Genomic DNA, 16,878 nt, shown 5'->3' on the forward strand with positions numbered 1-16,878 from the left:
GCGCCGGTTTCGCTGATGGTCCAGAGGTGAGCACCGGCGTCGCCGGCGAAGCAGCGGGGGCTCCCCGTTTCCGTCCATGGGCCACAGGTGTGTGCCCGGCGCCCGTACGACCGCGGGCTACGCGACCTGCTCCTCGTCCAACTGCGCTGCGCCAGGGGCCGACCCGGCGACCGGGGCGCCCGGCTCCGGAGTCGTCGACAGCGGACGCAGCCTGCGGTAGCCCGCGAACGCCACCAGCGCGGCCAGTACGCCCGCCGCGCCCGGCACCACATAGCCGCGGGCGGCCCCGAGGGTGTCCACGGCCCAGCCGGCCGCCGCCGAGCCGAGCGCGACGCCCACCGCGAGCCCGGTGCTCGTCCAAGTCATGCCCTCGGTCAGCTTCGCCTGCGGCACATGTTCCTCGACCAGCGCCATGGTGGTCACCATCGTCGGCGCGATGGACAGCCCCGCCACGAACAGCGCGACGGCCAGCAGCGGCAGCGAGCCCACCAGTTGGAGCGGCACCATGCTCACGGCCATCGCGCAGACCCCCACCACCCAGCGGCGGGACGGGTGCCCCTTGAGGTGCAGCAGCCCGAAGACCGCGCCGGCCACACACGAGCCGAGCGCGTAGACCGCGAGCACCAGGCTGGCGGCCGACTTGTGGCCCACCTCCTCGGCGAACGCGACGGTCACCACATCGATCGCCCCGAAGATCGCCCCCGTCGCCACGAACGTCACCACCAGCACCTGCAGCCCCCGCGAGCGCAGCGCCGAGCCCTTGGCGTGCTGTTCACGGGGATGCGGCACCGGTTCCGTACGGCGCTGGGAGGTCAGCCAGAAGACACCGGCCGCCAGGAAGACCCCGGCCAACAGGGGCCCGGCCTCCGGGAACCACGCCGTGGACAACCCGATGGACAGAATCGGGCCGAAGATGAAGCACGTCTCATCGACGATGGACTCCCACGAGTACGCCGTGTGCAGCTCACGCGGCGAGCCCCGGTAGAGCTCCGCCCAGCGCGCCCGGACCATCGAGCCCACGCTCGGCACACAGCCCACGCACGCCGCGAAGGCGAACAGCGTCCAGTCCGCCCAGCGCTGTTGCGCACTCAGCAGCAGCCCGGCGACCGCGGCAAGGGAGACGAGGGTGGCCGGGCGCAGCACCCGGCGCTGGCCGTGCCGGTCCACCAACCGGGAGATCTGCGGGCCGATGGCCGCGGCCGACAGCGCGATCGTCGCCGACAGCACCCCGGCCAGACCGTAACGGCCGGTCAGCTGGGAAACCATCGTGACGATGCCGATGCCCATCATCGACAGCGGCATCCGGCCCAGCAGTCCGGCGGCGGAAAAGGGCTTGGTGCCGGGGCGGCCGAATATGGCGCGGTAGGGACTGGGCAACGGGGGTGCTCCGCCGGGTGAGGACCGAGATATCGGGGGATATCGGTGATGAATACAGTCGGTAAGGATTGACTAGGGCCGATACAGCTTACGGGCGGCGGGCGCACGGCCGCCTCCGAGTTTCCCCGCCGCCCGCCTCCGGGTGCGCAGGGGGTCTGACCGCCGCAGCAGGGGCAAGGGTGGCAGGATCGGTGACATGCCCGAACAGTGCGACCCCCGCCCTTATGACGCCCTGCTGCTGCTGTCCTTCGGAGGTCCCGAAGGCCCCGATGACGTCGTCCCGTTCCTGGAGAACGTCACCCGCGGCCGCGGCATCCCCCGTGAGCGCCTCAAGGAGGTGGGTCAGCACTACTTCCTGTTCGGCGGCGTCAGCCCCATCAACGCCCAGAACCGCGAACTGCTGGACATGCTGCGCAAGGACTTCGCCGAACACGGTCTGGACCTGCCGGTCTACTGGGGCAACCGCAACTGGGCGCCGTATCTGACCGACACCCTGCGCACGATGGTCAGCGACGGCCACCGCCGTATCGCCGTCCTGGCGACCAGCGCCTACGCCTCGTACTCCGGCTGCCGGCAGTACCGCGAGAACCTCGCCGACGCGCTCGCCGTCCTCCAGGAGGAGGGCCTGCCGGTGCTGCAGGTGGACAAGCTCCGGCACTACTTCAACCACCCCGGCTTCGTGCGCCCGATGATCGACGGCGTGCTGGCCTCGCTGGCCGCACTGCCCCAGGAGGCCCGCGAGGGCGCACACCTCGCCTTCACCACGCACTCCATCCCCACGTCCGCCGCCGACACCTCCGGCACGCCCGAGGAGCACACCGGGGACGGCGAGGGCGGTGCATACGTCGCCCAGCACCTGGACGTGGCGCGGGAGATCGCCGCCGCCGTGCACGCGGAGACCGGCGTGCAGCACCCCTGGCGGCTCGTCTACCAGTCCCGCAGCGGCGCCCCGCACATCCCGTGGCTGGAGCCGGACATCTGCGACCACCTGGAGGAGATGCACGCCGCGGGGGCCTGTGCCGTCGTCATGGCCCCCATCGGGTTCGTCTCGGACCACATGGAGGTCAAGTACGACCTCGACACCGAGGCAACCGCGAAGGCCGCCGAGCTGGGGCTGCCGGTCGCCAGGTCGGCCACCGTCGGCGCCGACCCGCGGTTCGCCGGGGCCGTCCGCGACCTCCTCCTGGAGCGCGCGGCCACCGAGCGGGGCCGCTCCCCGGAGCGCTGCGCCCTGGGTGCCCTGGGCGCCTCCCACGACCTGTGCCCGGTCGGCTGCTGCCCCGCCCGTACGCCGCGCCCGGCCGCCGCCGGCGCGGACTGGCAGGGACCGGTCGCGGAAGCCCCGGCCTGACCCGCACGCCCGCCAAGCGCCCGCGCCCTCCCGTACGCCCGCTGACCGCCCGCTCGCCCGAGCAAGGAGCAACGTGCCCGACCCGCTGCACTGCGACCCGACCCAGACCACTGCCCTGTACGACGAACTTCTCGAGCTGGCCCTGGAGGCCGCCCGCCGCGCCGGGGCGCTGCTGCGCGACGGCCGGCCCGCCGATCTGGGCGTCGCCGCCACCAAGTCCAGCCCCATCGACGTCGTCACCGAGATGGACATCGCCTCCGAGAAGCTGATCACCGGCTTCCTCGCCGAGCGCCGCCCCGACGACGGCTTCCTGGGGGAGGAGGGTGCCAGCGTCGAGGGCAGCAGCGGTGTCCGCTGGGTCATCGACCCCGTCGACGGCACCGTCAACTACCTCTACGACCTCCCGTCCTGGGCGGTGTCCATCGCGGCCGAGAAGGACGGCGAGACCGTCGTCGGCGTGGTCGCCGCCCCGATGCGCGGCGAGACCTACCAGGCCGTACGGGGCCGTGGCGCGTTCAGCAACGGCGGGCGCCTGCGCCACCGGCCCGCGCCGCCGCTCTCCCAGGCGCTGGTCGCCACCGGCTTCGGCTACCTCGCCGAGCGCCGGGCCGCCCAGGCGGAGGTGGTACGCACCTTGCTGCCGCAGGTCCGCGACATCCGGCGCGGCGGCTCGGCCGCGATCGACCTGTGCGATGTGGCCTGCGGCCGGCTCGATGCCTACTACGAGCGCGGCCTCAACCCCTGGGACCATGCGGCGGGCGTGCTGATCGCCGAGGAGGCCGGCGCGCTCACCGGCGGCCGCCCCGGATCGGCCGCTTCCGGCGAGCTGACCGTGGCCGCCTCCCCGGCCCTCTTCGAGGAGCTGCAGCCTCTCCTGGACGAACTCGGCGCCTGGCACGACTGAGCACCCCTCCGGTAGCCCCGCCGGAAGCCCCACAGGCGCACAGGAGCGCCCCGGCACCAGTCCTGCGGTGCCGGGGCGCTCCTGTGTGCGGGCGGCCGGGAGATCAGGCGTTGCTGACCGCGCCGACCTCCACGCCGTGCTCGGTGGCCAGTCGCTGCAGGTCCTCGAGCTCTGCCTGCTCGACCTCGGCGAGGAAGTCGTCGCCCGACGCGCGGGCCCGGTCCAGATCGGCTTCGGTGTTCTTTATGCGCTGCAGAATGCCTGCGGTGAACGCGTCCATGGTGCGCCCCCTCGTCGTGGGTCGGTGGCACGGGGGTGTGCCGACGGGTGGGTCGATCACGGCGTGATCCCTGTGGTGGATCGGTCGTGGCAAGACGCCAACAGGGCGTGATCGCGGGTGTGCAGACGTCCTCCCCACCCCTCACCTCACGGAAACCTCAACCCGCTCGAGAATCCGGCCATCTGGCGGCCAAAAGTCGCTCTCCACCCCTCCGCACCCCTCTTACCGCCGGTTTATGGCTCTTCGGGGCAGGATGGAGGAGCTCTGAAGACATTGTTGTGCCCTGCCCGAGAGGGCCCTGAGGAAGGACTAGCGACGTGCGTGTTCTCGTCGTCGAGGACGAGCAGCTGCTCGCCGATGCGGTGGCCACCGGACTACGCCGGGAGGCCATGGCTGTCGACGTGGTCTACGACGGCGCTGCCGCCCTGGAACGGATCGCGGTCAACGACTACGACGTCGTCGTCCTGGACCGCGACCTGCCGCTGGTGCACGGCGACGATGTCTGCCGCAAGATCGTCGAGCTGGGCATGCCGACCCGGGTCCTGATGCTCACCGCCTCCGGTGACGTCAGCGACCGCGTGGAGGGCCTGGAGATCGGCGCGGACGACTACCTTCCCAAGCCGTTCGCCTTCACCGAGCTGACCGCCCGGGTGCGCGCCCTGGGGCGCCGTACGACGGTCGCCCTGCCGCCCGTCCTGGAGCGGGCCGGCATCAAGCTGGACCCCAACCGCCGTGAGGTCTTCCGTGACGGCAAGGAGGTCCAGCTCGCGCCGAAGGAGTTCGCGGTGCTGGAGGTGCTGATGCGCAGCGAGGGCACGGTCGTCTCGGCCGAGCAGCTCCTGGAGAAGGCCTGGGACGAGAACACCGACCCGTTCACCAACGTCGTACGGGTCACGGTCATGACGCTGCGCCGCAAGCTCGGTGAGCCCGCCGTCATCGTCACGGTCCCCGGCTCGGGATACCGGATCTGACGGCGATGCCTTCCCTGCCCTCGTTCTCCAAGGCGCACACCCCGCCTCCTGCCGCCCCACCCAAGCCCACCTGGGACCCCAAGCCGGTCAACGTCCGGCCGTTCCCCTGGCTGCGCCCCACCATCCGGATACGGCTGACGCTGCTGTACGGCGGCATGTTCCTGATGGCCGGAATCGTGCTGCTGACGATCATCTACATGCTGGCGGCGAACACGCTCAGTGTGGGCAACCAGCTTCCGTTCCGGATCGAGGGCGCGACCGAGCTGCGCCTCACCAGCAGCACCTGCCCCGGGCTGTCCGCCGTCCGCGATGTCGATCAGCTCAACAGCGCGGTCGCCCAGTGCCTCCAGCACCAGCGGGCCTTCGCCCTCAACACGCTCCTCAACCGCTCCCTCCTGGCCCTCCTCGGCCTGACCGTGGTCGCCTTCGCCTTCGGTTACGCCATGGCCGGCCGGGTGCTGTCCCCGCTGGGGCGCATCACGCGTACCGCCCAGCGGGTGGCTGGCTCGGACCTGCACCGGCGGATCGAGCTGGGCGGGCCCGACGACGAGCTCAAGGAGCTCGCCGACACCTTCGACGAGATGCTCGACCGCCTGGACCGGGCCTTCGAGTCGCAGCGTCGCTTTGTCTCCAATGCCTCGCACGAGCTGCGGACACCGCTGGCGATCAACCGCACGCTGCTGGAGGTCCAGCTCGCCGACCCGGACGCGTCCCCCGAGCTCGCGCAGCTCGGCAAGACGCTGCTGGCGACGAACGAGCGCAGCGAGCAGCTGGTGGAGGGCCTGCTGCTGCTCGCCCGCAGCGAGAACAAGGTGGTCGACAAGAAGCCGGTCGATCTCTCCGAGGTCGCCGCGCAGGCCGTCGACCAGAACCGGGAGGAGGGGCAGGCCAAGGGAGTCGAGTTCCGCGGCGTCCGCCAACAGGTCTTCGTCCAGGGCAACGGCATCCTGCTGGAGCGCATCGCGCTCAACCTCGTCCAGAACGCCGTGCGCTACAACGTCCCCGAGGACGGCTGGGTCGAGGTCACCACCGAGCCGCAACCCGGCTGCGCGGTCATGATCGTCTCCAACACCGGCCCGGTCGTCCCCGCCTACGAGGTGGAAAACCTCTTCGAACCCTTCCGGCGGCTGCGCACCGAGCGCACCGGCAGCGACAAGGGCGTCGGCCTGGGACTGTCCATCGTGCGCTCGGTGGTGCGCGCCCATGACGGCACCATCACGGCCGAGCCACGCGAAGGCGGCGGACTGGTGATGAGGGTCGTGCTGCCGCTCTGAGGCGGTCCGCCGGACACCGCGTGAGCGCCGCGGCGTCCGGCGGGGCCGTGCGAGGGGCTGTGCGGCCGCTGGAGACGCCGCGCGGCCCTCCGTAGGGTTTCGGACATGCGTGCGTATGATCGCCCGCCGGGCGGCCACACACCGCCTCGCCTCCGGTTTGACGAGAGGGCCGGTGACCGAGGATCCTTCGCCCGAGTTCGCTTTGCGCGGAATTCAGCCGGTCCTCCCGCCGCTCTGAACGTGTGTGATCCCTCACAGGTGCGAATTTCCGGCCATCTACGCTGCGTGATCAAAACGCCTGGTGGAAAGCCGGGAAAATCCGGGTTTCCCGGGGGCCTGATCACGGGAAGTACACGTGATGGGCTGCGCGAGGTGCGACTTTCGGACCGTGTACGGTCCTGATCGCCATCCAAACCGATCACCTCTTCAGGGGTGCGGTTGGGTGTCGATTGAGTAACAGACCTTGATGTGAGGCAAAATCTCCGCCTCAGGTCGGGCACAAGTCCGGCCTCTCACGCGTTACGAGCGCTGAGACACCGCAGACACCCAGAGGGGGAGAGCGAAAAATGGCTACGGATTACGACACCCCACGCAAGACCGATGACGACCTCAACGAGGACAGCATCGAGGAACTGAAGTCGCGGCGGAACGACAAGTCCGCCTCGGCCGTCGACGTCGACGAGTTCGAGCAGGCCGAGGGCCTGGAACTGCCCGGCGCAGACCTGTCCAACGAAGAGCTCGCCGTGCGCGTGCTGCCCAAGCAGCAGGACGAGTTCACGTGCATGAGCTGCTTCCTGGTCCACCACCGCAGCCAGCTGGCTGCTGAGGACAAGAACGGCAACCCGATCTGCCGCGACTGCGCGGCCTGAGAACGGCAGGCGCCGTGCCAGGCGTGAACCCGTTCCGTAAGGGCCCCAGGGGCGAGAAAGGTCCGGCGGCCGGCGCACGATCACGCGAGGAAACCGCGCCCGTGCCCGCCGACCCGACCGCCCTACCCGCGGAGCGGACGACCGGCACACAGCAGGAGCGAGGCCGCATGGCCTCGCTCGCGGCCACGGCTGCCCGGGGAGGCAGAACCGGCGGCGTCAGCGTGCGGGCCAAACTCGCCGCCATCGCCGACCGGATCATCGACACCGCCCCGCGCATCCCGCTGCGCGACCTCGCCGCCCTGCGCGCACAGTTCCCCGGCCTGACCCCCGAGGAACTGGCCGACAAACTGGTAGCGGGCGCCTGCAAGGGCACCGCCACCGTCGGCGCAGGCGTGGGCGCGGCGGCCATGCTGCCCGTACCGCCCGCCATGCCGTACGAGCTGGCCGCCGAGGTCGTCGGCGTCGCCTCAGTCGAGATCAAGCTGATCGCGGAGCTGCACGAGGTCTACGGCCTGCGGCCCCCGGGGACCCTCAAACAGCGCGCGATGGCCACCCTGACCTCCTGGACGGAGGAACGGGGCATCGAGATCACCAACCCCGCCACACTGAACATCGCGCTCGGCGCGCAGATGCGGCGCGAACTGCGGCAGCAGGTCATGAAGCGCACGCTGCGCAACCTTCCCAACCTCACGCCGTTCCTGGTGGGCGCCGCCGTGGGGGCGTTCATGAACCGGCGGGACACCAGACGGCTCGCGGAAAAGATCCGCAGAGATCTCCGTACAAGACAGGTGCCGTGGGACGCCCTCCCGGACGCCGGGCGGGGCGGTACGGCCCCTGGAGGCTGACCCGCGGCCCCGTCAGGCCCCTGCGGCCGCCAGCGCCGCCACCAGGCGCTCCGGCTCCCGCGTCGAGAGATACGCGTACGGCGTCGGGTCCTCGGGGTCGGTGATCTCCACCCGCACCGCGGTGCGGATGTAGCCGCGCAGCAGCATGAAGGCCCGCGCATCGGCCTTGTGCGTACGCCAGGCCATCGCCTCATCGGCGTCCAGCGCCCGTGCCTCGCCCAGCGCCGACACCGGGATCTTCGCGTCTCCGGCGATCAGCGCGTCGCCCACCACTCGGATCCGCGCCGAGCCGTACGAGCTCACCGCCACCGCGGACAGCGCCGCGCCGCCGATCAGCCCGCCGAGCATCGGCAGCGTCCCCAGCGGAAGCAGCATCAGGGCGCAGGCGACGCCGACCAGCGCGGCGATCACCCACCAGGACCGGGGCGCGGTGAGGCGTTCTTCGTACGACTGCATGGCTCCAGCTTGGCACGGCGGCACGGGCCCCATACGTGCGCGGGTAGGGTCTGCACTCGTGAGTGGAACTGACGAACCCAGGACGCGGCTGACGCCACCGAGGGACGCCGTCGCTCCGGTGAGGCATCCGGAGGCGCCGGCCCCCGGAGAACTCCTCGGCGCGCACTATGACGGGTGCTTCGGCTGCGGTACGGGCCAGCAGCACGGCCTGCACCTGGAGGCGCGGGCCGGCGACGGCGTGAGCGTACGGGCCGAGTTCACCGTCAAGGAGGCCCACCAGGGCGCCCCGGGCCTGGCGCACGGCGGCGTGCTGGCCACCGCGCTGGACGAGACGCTCGGCTCGCTGAACTGGCTGCTGCGGGTGATCGCGGTGACCGGCCGGCTGGAGACCGACTTCCTGCGGCCGGTGCCGCTGGGCACCATCCTGCATCTGGACGCGCGGGTCACGGCGGTGGCCGGGCGGAAGATCTACTCGACGGCCGAGGGGCGGATAGGCGGACCGGACGGCCCGGTCGCGGTGCGCGCGGAGGCCGTCTTCATCGAGGTGAAGGTCGACCACTTCATCGACAACGGACGGCCCGAGGAGATCCAGGCGGCGATGGCCGACCCGGACCAGGTCAAGCGAACGCGTGCCTTCGAGGTGAACCCGTGAGCCAGGTACGGAATCCGGTGGATGTGCTGCTGCGCCGCCTTGACCCGGAGGTGCCCGTCCCGTCGTACGGGCATCCCGGTGATGCGGGCGTGGATCTGGTGACCACCGAGGCCGCCGAGCTGGCCCCGGGGGAGCGCGCCGTGCTCCCCACCGGGGTGTCGATCGCACTGCCTGACGGGTATGCGGCATTTGTGCACCCACGCTCGGGTCTCGCCGCCCGGTGCGGGCTGGCGTTGGTGAATGCCCCCGGGACGGTGGATGCCGGGTACCGTGGGGAGATCAAGGTGATCGTGGTCAATCTGGATCCGCGCGAGAGCGTGCGGTTCGAGAGGTTTGACCGGATCGCCCAACTGGTCGTCCAGCAGGTCGAGAAGGTGCGCTTCCACGAGGTGGCGGAACTTCCCGGCTCGGCGCGGGCCGAGGGGGGATTCGGTTCCACCGGCGGTCACGCGGCGGTGGGTGGCTCCACGGGCGGGAACGGATACGCGTCGGTCGGTGCCGACCGGGAAGGACAGTGACGTGTTCGGACGTCGCAAGAAAAACGAGGCTCCTGAGGAGTCGGCGCAGGACACCACGCGCGCCGAGGAGGCAGCGGTGAGCGACGCCGAGGAGGGCGAGGCGAGCGAGCGGCGGCTCAACCTCCCGCCCGCGCCGCGCCCCGACGGCCCCTGGGACGCGTCGGAGGTCAAGGAGCCGGGTGAGGGCCGGGTGGACCTCGGCGGCCTGTTCGTGCCCGGCGTCGAGGGCATGGAGCTGCGCGTGGAGGTCGCCGGGGACGCGATCGTCGCCGCGACCGTGGTGCTGCAGGACAGCGCCGTGCAGCTGCAGGCCTTCGCCGCCCCCAGGAACGAGGGCATCTGGGGCGAGGTCCGCGAGGAGATCGCCTCCGGCATCACCCAGCAGGGCGGTGTCATCGACGAGGTCGAGGGCCCGCTGGGCTGGGAACTGCGCGCCCAGGTCTCCGTACAGCTTCCGGACGGGACCAACGGCGTGCAGGTGGTGCGCTTCATCGGGGTCGACGGCCCCAGGTGGTTCCTGCGCGGTGTGATCTCCGGTCAGGGCGCGGTGCAGCCGCAGGCCGCCGGGGTGCTGGAGCACATCTTCCGGGACACCGTGATCATCCGCGGTGACGCCCCGATGGCGCCGCGCGACCCGATCGTCCTGAAGCTGCCGGACGACGCCCAGATGGTGCCGGACGGCGTGCAGCAGGAGCCGGCCGACGGATCGCGCTTCGGCGGCGGCGTGGAGCGCCTGGAGCGCGGGCCGGAGATCACCGAGATCCGCTGACCAGATCGCGCCGTCAAGCGGCGCGAAGACGTCCGCATCTCGGCCGGATCACGATGGTCGCGAGGGCCCGAGCCCCCTTGAGGGGGGCTCGGGCCCTTCTTGTTTGTGCAGGTCAGATCCAAACGCGTATGAAATTCGTCAACGGAGCGCTAATGGCCGTAAGGGAGGCGTCAACAACGTTCAAGCCGCGTCGGAAGGACGCTTTGCTTTGGGGGTCCTAATCTCCCCATTCATCTAGGAGCACACGATGGCCGACGTGGCCTTCGTCGTCGTCACAATCGCGGTCTTCGCGCTGGTGGCTCTCGTCGCCAAGGGGGTGACGAAGCTGTGACCATCGAAAACATCGTCGGCCTGATCGTTGCCGTCGCCCTGCTGGGATACCTGGTCCTCGCCCTCGTCTTCCCGGAGAGGTTCTGAGCACCGAATGAGCCCCTTTCTCGCAGGCGTGCTCCAGCTGATAGCGCTCATCGCGGCGCTGGCCCTGGCGTACCGCCCCCTAGGCGACTACATGGCCGCCGTCTACAGCTCCCCCAAGCACCTCCGTATCGAGAAGGTCATCTACCGCTGCATCGGCGCCAACGCGGACGCCCAGATGCGCTGGCCCGCCTATCTGCGCGGCGTCCTGGCCTTCTCCGCGGTGGGTGTGCTCTTCCTTTACCTGCTGCAGCGGATCCAGGGCGGCATGCCGCTGTCCCTCGGCTTCGCGTCGATCAGCCCGGACCAGGCGTTCAACACCGCGGCGTCCTTCGTCGCCAACACCAACTGGCAGTCCTACAGCGGCGAGCAGGCCATGGGCCACGTCGTGCAGACCGCCGGCCTCGCCGTGCAGAACTTCGTCTCGGCCGCCACCGGCATGGCCGTCGCCATCGCCCTGGTACGCGGCTTCGCCCGCTCCCGTACGGGCGACCTCGGCAACTTCTGGGCCGACCTGGTGCGCAGCACCGTGCGGGTGCTCGTTCCGATCGCCGTCCTTGGCGCCATCGTCCTGGTCGCCTGCGGCGCCATCCAGAACTTCTCCGGCATCCACTCGGTCGGTCAGTTCATGGGTGGTCACCAGCAGGCCAACGGCGGCGCGGTGGCCTCTCAGGAGGCCATCAAGGAGCTGGGCACCAACGGAGGCGGCTACTTCAACGCCAACTCCGCCCACCCCTTCGAGAACCCCAACGCCTTCACCAACCTCTTCGAGATCTTCCTGATCCTCGTCATCCCGTTCGCGCTGACCCGCACCTTCGGCAAGCTCGTCGGGAACGTGAAGCAGGGCTACGCGATCCTCGCCACGATGGGCATCATCTGGCTCGGCTTCACCGCCCTGATGATGTGGACCGAGTTCGCCCACGGCGGCCCGGCCCTGCAGGCCGCGGGCGCCGCCATGGAAGGCAAGGAGAACCGCTTCGGCGTCGGATCCTCGGCGATCTTCTCGGTGGCCACCACCCTCACCTCGACCGGCGCGGTGGACTCCTTCCACTCCTCCTTCACCGCATTCGGCGGCGGCATCCAGTTGCTCGGCATGATGCTCGGTGAGATCGCACCCGGTGGCACCGGATCCGGCCTCTACGGCATGCTCGTCATGGCGATCATCGCGGTGTTCATCGCCGGCCTGATGGTGGGCCGTACGCCCGAATACCTGGGCAAGAAGATCGGCACCCGCGAGATCAAGCTCGCCGCCTGCTACATCCTCATCACCCCGACCCTGGTGCTCGGCTTCACCGCCGTCTCGATGGTGCTGCCGGACGCGCTGGGCTCGATGCTCAACACCAAGGCGACGGGTGCCGGTTCGCACGGCTTCTCCGAGGTTCTGTACGCCTTCACCTCCGGCGCCAACAACAACGGCTCCGCGTTCGGCGGCCTGAACGCCAACACCCCCTGGTACAACACCACGATCGGTCTGGCGATACTGCTCGGCCGCTTCCTGCCGATGGTGTTCGTGCTCGCCCTGGCCGGCTCGCTCGCCGAGCAGAAGCCGATCCCGGAGACCGCGGGCACCCTCCGTACCGAAAAGCCGCTCTTCGCCGGGCTGCTCGTCGGCACGATCCTGATCATCACCGGTCTGACCTACTTCCCGGCGCTGGCCCTCGGGCCGCTGGCGGAGGGCCTGTCATGACCGCCCCCGTGAAACCAGAGGAGCCCGGCTCCATGCCCACCGCCACCGAGACTCGCGCTCCGCACCAGGACGTCCCCAGCGGGCACAAGCCCGGCGACGGCCGCGTGGGCGGCGGTCTCTTCGACCCCAAGCAGCTGGTCAAGTCCTTCCCGGACGCGATACGCAAGCTCGACCCGCGGGTGATGGCCAAATCCCCGGTGATGTTCGTGGTCGAGGTCGGCTCGGTGCTGACCACGATCTTCGCCGCCACGTCCCCGTCGGACTGGTTCGGCTGGGCGATCGCGGCCTGGCTGTGGCTGACCGTCATCTTCGCCAACCTCGCCGAAGCCGTCGCCGAAGGCCGCGGCAAGGCGCAGGCCGACACCCTGCGCAAGGCCAAGACCGACACCGTGGCGCGCCGGCTCAACGGCGAGGCGGAGGAGCAGGTCGCCGGCACCGAACTGCGCATCGGTGACCTGGTGGTCTGTGAGGCCGGCGACATCATCCCCGGTGACGGCGACGTCGTCGAAGGTGTCGCCTCCGTCGACGAGTCGGCCATCACGGGTGAGTCGGCGCCGGTTATCCGGGAGTCCGGCGGTGACCGCTCCGCGGTGACCGGCGGAACGAAGGTCCTCTCCGACCGCATCGTCATCAAGATCACGACGAAGCCGGGCGAGACCTTCATCGACCGGATGATCAACCTCGTCGAGGGTGCCGCACGGCAGAAGACCCCCAACGAGATCGCGCTGAACATCCTGCTCGCCTCGCTCACCATCGTCTTCCTGCTCGCGGTCGTCACCCTCCAGCCGTTCGCGATCTACGCGGGCGCCGAGCAGCCGATGATCGTGCTGCTGGCGCTGCTGGTCTGCCTGATCCCGACGACGATCGGCGCGCTGCTGTCGGCCATCGGCATCGCCGGCATGGACCGCCTCGTCCAGCGCAACGTCCTGGCCATGTCAGGGCGTGCCGTCGAAGCCGCAGGCGATGTATCGACATTGCTGCTCGACAAGACCGGCACCATCACCCTCGGCAACCGCCAGGCCGCCGAGTTCGTGCCCGTACGCGGCACGACCGAGGCGGAGGTCGCGGACGCCGCCCAGCTGTCCTCGCTGGCGGACGAGACTCCCGAGGGCCGCTCCATCGTGGTGCTCGCCAAGGAGAAGTACGGGCTGCGCGAGCGGCACCAGGGCGAGCTGGTGGACGCGGAGTGGGTGCCGTTCACCGCCCAGACCCGGATGTCGGGTGTGGACGTCGACGGCCGCAAGATCCGCAAGGGCGCGACCGGTTCGGTGATCGCCTGGGTCAAGGAACGGGGCGGCACCGTCGCCGACGACGCCCAGCGGCTCACCGACACCATCTCGCAGGCCGGCGGCACGCCACTGCTGGTCGCCCTGGAGGACGAACGCGGCCCGCGCGTCCTGGGGGTCATCCACCTCAAGGACGTCGTCAAGGACGGCATGCGCGAACGGTTCGTCGAACTGCGCAAGATGGGCATCAAGACCGTCATGATCACGGGTGACAACCCGCTGACGGCAAAGGCCATCGCCGATGAGGCGGGGGTGGACGACTTCCTGGCGGAGGCGACGCCCGAGGACAAGATGGCGCTCATCAAGCGGGAGCAGGCCGGCGGCAAGCTGGTGGCGATGACCGGTGACGGTACGAATGATGCGCCGGCGCTGGCTCAGGCGGACGTCGGTGTGGCCATGAACACCGGTACCTCGGCCGCCAAGGAGGCCGGGAACATGGTGGACCTGGACTCCAACCCGACCAAGCTCATCGAGATCGTCGAGATCGGCAAACAACTGCTGATCACCCGCGGCGCGCTGACCACCTTCTCGATCGCCAACGACGTCGCGAAATACTTCGCGATCATCCCGGCGATGTTCGCGGTGGCCTACCCGGGCCTGGACACCCTCAACATCATGCGGCTCTCCAGCCCCAACTCCGCGATCCTCTCGGCGATCATCTTCAACGCGCTGATCATCATCGCGCTGGTGCCGCTCGCCCTCAGGGGCGTGCAGTACCGCCCGGTCAGTGCCGACAAGATGCTGCGACGGAACCTTGCCGTCTACGGACTCGGCGGCCTCATCGCACCGTTCATCGGCATCAAAATCATCGACCTGCTCATCTCTCTCATCCCCGGAATCGGGTGACCGCCATGAACAACTCCGTAAGCAACACCGCCCGGTTGATCGGGGCGGGGCTGCGCGCCCTGCTCGTACTGACCGTGGTCTGCGGGGTCATCTACCCGCTGGTGGTCACCGGAGTGGCGCAGGCGGCGTTCACCGGCAAGGCCAACGGCTCCGAGGTCTCTTCCCAGGGCAAGGTCGTCGGCTCCTCGCTGATCGGCCAGCGCTATGACAAGGGCCAGGACAAGGCCGGAAACCCGATCCCGGACCTGAAGTTCTTCCAGCCGCGCCCGTCGGCGGGACTGGGGAGCAACAAGACCAACGGCGTCAACACGCAATACGACCTCCAGGTCTCCGGTGCCTCCAACCTGGGCGCCACCAACACCGACCTGATCAAGGCGGTCAACGAGCGCAAGAAGTGGGTTTCCACGACGTACGGGGTCCCGCAGTCGCAGGTCCCGGCGGATGCCGTCACGTCCTCCGGCTCGGGCCTGGACCCCGACATCTCCCCGGACTACGCCCAGCTGCAGACCTCCCGGGTCGCCAAGGAGAACCACCTCCCCGCCGGCAAGGTGGCACAGCTGGTCAAGGACCACACCGACGGGCGCACACTCGGCTTCATGGGCGAACCGCGGGTGAACGTCCTGGAGTTGAACATCGCGCTGAAGGCACTGGTGCAGAGCCAGGGCTGAGAGCCGGCGCAGCGAGCAGGCGGGCGGCCCCCGGGGAGACCTTCCCCGGGGGCCGCCCTGTGCGTATCCCGGGGCACGCCCTGTGCGTCAGGCGTGCTTTCGAGCTCTGAACCAGCTGTCCGGACAAGGTGAGTTATTTCGCCGGGTGTTGACGATGGGTCTTGACGGCGTGGTGGCTTGCCCATACGTTCGCCAGCCATCGCGGGCGTTCATGTCAACGCCTGTCGTTCATGTACGAGAACGGCTCCCGTCCATCGAGCATCTCGACAGGAAGGCCCACCCCCCATGCGCAGAAAGCTCACCCTCGCGGTCGGCGCCCTGCTCGGCGCCCTCACCGCCGGGCTCCTCATAGGCGCGCCGTCCTCCGCCGCGCCGTCCGCCTTCACCCACCCCGGTGTCCTCGTCGGCACCGGCCGGCTCGACCTCGTCCGCAACAAGGTCAACTCCGGCACCCAGCCCTGGAAAAGCGCCTACGACGCCATGATGGCCAGCAAATACGCCTCGCTGTCCCGCGCTCCCAAGCCCCGCGCCGTCGTCGAGTGCGGCCCGTACTCCGACCCCGACTACGGCTGTACCGACGAACGCGAGGACGCACTCGCCGCCTACACCCTCTCGCTGGCCTGGTACATCACCCGCGACAGCAAGTATGCCGACAAAGCGATACAGATCATGGACGCCTGGTCCGCCACCGTCAAGGACCACACCAACAGCAACGCCCCGCTGCAGACCGGCTGGGCCGGCTCCTCCTGGCCACGCGCCGCCGAGATCATCCGCTACACGTACAACGGCTGGCCCAAGGACCGCGTCGACCGCTTCGCCGACATGCTGCGCAACGTCTACCTCCCCAAGGTGATCAACGGTTCCCACAGCAACGGCAACTGGGAGCTGAGCATGATGGAGGCCGCTGTCGGCATCTCCGTCTTCATCGAGGACAAGGCCTCCTACGACAAGGCCATCGCCACGTTCCGCGCCCGGGTACCCGCGTACATCTATCTGAAGTCCGACGGCGACCTGCCCAAGACCGCACCGGGCAGTGGCCTGAACACCCGCGACAAGATCATCAAGTACTGGCAGGGCCAGTCCACCTTCGTCGACGGCCTCGCCCAGGAGACCTGCCGCGACTTCACCCACACCGGATACGGCCTCGCCGCCATCTCGCACATCGCCGAAACCAGCCGCCTCCAGGGACAGGACCTCTACCCGGAGGTCGCCGACCGGCTGCGCCACGCGCTCGGCTTCCAGGCCACCTACGAACTGGGCACCGCCCCGCCGTCATGGCTGTGCGGCGGCAGCATCAAGCGCGGCCTCGGCCCCGTCACCGAGGTCGGCTACAACGCGCTGCACAACCGGTTGGGCTACGAGATGGCCCACACCCAAAAGCTGACGGAGCAGCAGCGGCCGGCCGGCTCCAACAACCTCTTCGTCGGCTGGGAGACGCTCACGCACGCGGAAAACCCGAGCTGAGTTCGGGTCCGCGCGGCTTTGATGGGGGCCGATTCCGGGCTCCATGAGGGCTCCATCCGGGCTGATTCCGGGCTGATTCCGGGTCGGCCCGAGAGTTATCCACAGGCGTTGCCTGCCGAAGCGCGCGGTACGCATACTGACGCCGTCGGCAGGCAACGCGGTGGGGAACGACGGTTGTTGTGGCGACTGCGACGGATGTGTGAGCGGGGCAGTGGGGGAGTGGGGCAAATGAACGGCGGGGGAAGCG

17 protein-coding genes are annotated in these 16,878 nt (G+C 69.7%); 14 read left to right on the forward strand and 3 right to left on the reverse strand.

The window, feature by feature from the left end:
- Positions 1–117: 117 nt before the first annotated feature.
- On the reverse strand, positions 118–1,377 hold the full coding sequence (locus ACZ4S3_RS38445; RefSeq protein WP_467943226.1) for an MFS transporter: 1,260 nt from the start codon (positions 1,375–1,377) through the stop codon (positions 118–120).
- A gap of 196 nt (positions 1,378–1,573) precedes the next feature.
- Here ACZ4S3_RS38445 and ACZ4S3_RS38450 point away from each other — a divergent pair, with 196 nt between their 5' ends.
- Together ACZ4S3_RS38450 and ACZ4S3_RS38455 are read left to right on the forward strand one after the other, a co-directional pair.
- Positions 1,574–2,728: a ferrochelatase gene (locus ACZ4S3_RS38450; protein WP_467943228.1), complete on the forward strand. Its 1,155-nt coding sequence runs from the start codon at positions 1,574–1,576 to the stop codon at positions 2,726–2,728.
- A gap of 73 nt (positions 2,729–2,801) precedes the next feature.
- A complete protein-coding gene (locus ACZ4S3_RS38455) occupies positions 2,802–3,632 on the forward strand; it encodes an inositol monophosphatase family protein (protein ID WP_467943229.1) in 831 nt (276 codons plus the stop codon).
- A 103-nt stretch (positions 3,633–3,735) separates the two neighbouring features.
- Here ACZ4S3_RS38455 and ACZ4S3_RS38460 read toward each other — a convergent pair whose 3' ends face one another.
- Positions 3,736–3,912, reverse strand: a complete 177-nt coding sequence (locus ACZ4S3_RS38460; RefSeq protein ID WP_400071878.1) for a hypothetical protein — start codon at positions 3,910–3,912, stop codon at positions 3,736–3,738.
- A 317-nt stretch (positions 3,913–4,229) separates the two neighbouring features.
- Between ACZ4S3_RS38460 and ACZ4S3_RS38465 the strand changes: the two genes are divergently transcribed.
- The 4 genes from ACZ4S3_RS38465 (at position 4,230) to ACZ4S3_RS38480 (ending at position 7,871) form a co-directional block, all read left to right on the forward strand.
- Positions 4,230–4,883 carry a response regulator transcription factor gene (locus tag ACZ4S3_RS38465; RefSeq protein WP_030062975.1) on the forward strand — a complete coding sequence of 218 codons (654 nt, stop codon included), beginning with the start codon at positions 4,230–4,232 and terminating at the stop codon, positions 4,881–4,883.
- Positions 4,884–4,888: 5 nt separating this feature from the next.
- Positions 4,889–6,157: a sensor histidine kinase gene (locus ACZ4S3_RS38470; RefSeq protein WP_467943231.1), complete on the forward strand. Its 1,269-nt coding sequence runs from the start codon at positions 4,889–4,891 to the stop codon at positions 6,155–6,157.
- Between the two features lie 566 nt (positions 6,158–6,723).
- The gene (locus ACZ4S3_RS38475; protein WP_016575747.1) at positions 6,724–7,026 is read left to right on the forward strand and encodes a DUF4193 domain-containing protein; all 303 of its coding nucleotides are present in this window, start codon (positions 6,724–6,726) and stop codon (positions 7,024–7,026) included.
- Between the two features lie 14 nt (positions 7,027–7,040).
- Positions 7,041–7,871 carry a hypothetical protein gene (locus ACZ4S3_RS38480; protein ID WP_467943233.1) on the forward strand — a complete coding sequence of 277 codons (831 nt, stop codon included), beginning with the start codon at positions 7,041–7,043 and terminating at the stop codon, positions 7,869–7,871.
- Positions 7,872–7,883: 12 nt separating this feature from the next.
- On the opposite strand, the gene ACZ4S3_RS38485 is transcribed toward ACZ4S3_RS38480, so the two are convergent.
- Entirely contained in the window at positions 7,884–8,327 is a 444-nt protein-coding gene (locus ACZ4S3_RS38485; RefSeq protein WP_467943234.1) for a DUF3093 domain-containing protein, read from the reverse strand.
- 58 nt (positions 8,328–8,385) lie between these two features.
- Between ACZ4S3_RS38485 and ACZ4S3_RS38490 the strand changes: the two genes are divergently transcribed.
- The 8 genes from ACZ4S3_RS38490 (at position 8,386) to ACZ4S3_RS38525 (ending at position 16,631) form a co-directional block, all read left to right on the forward strand.
- A complete protein-coding gene (locus tag ACZ4S3_RS38490) occupies positions 8,386–8,979 on the forward strand; it encodes a PaaI family thioesterase (RefSeq protein WP_467943236.1) in 594 nt (197 codons plus the stop codon).
- Positions 8,976–9,497: a dUTP diphosphatase gene (dut, locus tag ACZ4S3_RS38495; protein WP_467943237.1), complete on the forward strand. Its 522-nt coding sequence runs from the start codon at positions 8,976–8,978 to the stop codon at positions 9,495–9,497. The genes ACZ4S3_RS38490 and dut overlap by 4 nt, the downstream gene beginning before the upstream one ends.
- A 1-nt stretch (position 9,498) precedes the next feature.
- Complete coding sequence (locus ACZ4S3_RS38500) at positions 9,499–10,266, forward strand: DUF3710 domain-containing protein (RefSeq protein WP_467943238.1); 768 nt, start codon at positions 9,499–9,501, stop codon at positions 10,264–10,266.
- A 327-nt stretch (positions 10,267–10,593) separates the two neighbouring features.
- Positions 10,594–10,683, forward strand: a complete 90-nt coding sequence (kdpF, locus tag ACZ4S3_RS38505) for a K(+)-transporting ATPase subunit F (RefSeq protein ID WP_016575741.1) — start codon at positions 10,594–10,596, stop codon at positions 10,681–10,683.
- A gap of 7 nt (positions 10,684–10,690) precedes the next feature.
- Entirely contained in the window at positions 10,691–12,367 is a 1,677-nt protein-coding gene (kdpA, locus tag ACZ4S3_RS38510) for a potassium-transporting ATPase subunit KdpA (protein ID WP_467943240.1), read from the forward strand.
- Positions 12,368–12,399: 32 nt separating this feature from the next.
- Positions 12,400–14,499: a potassium-transporting ATPase subunit KdpB gene (kdpB, locus tag ACZ4S3_RS38515; protein WP_467943241.1), complete on the forward strand. Its 2,100-nt coding sequence runs from the start codon at positions 12,400–12,402 to the stop codon at positions 14,497–14,499.
- Between the two features lie 5 nt (positions 14,500–14,504).
- Positions 14,505–15,167, forward strand: a complete 663-nt coding sequence (kdpC, locus tag ACZ4S3_RS38520) for a potassium-transporting ATPase subunit KdpC (RefSeq protein ID WP_467943242.1) — start codon at positions 14,505–14,507, stop codon at positions 15,165–15,167.
- Between the two features lie 285 nt (positions 15,168–15,452).
- Entirely contained in the window at positions 15,453–16,631 is a 1,179-nt protein-coding gene (locus ACZ4S3_RS38525; protein WP_467943244.1) for an alginate lyase family protein, read from the forward strand.
- Positions 16,632–16,878: the final 247 nt, after the last annotated feature.

It is taken from the genome of Streptomyces sp. NPDC028368, from assembly GCF_055565615.1.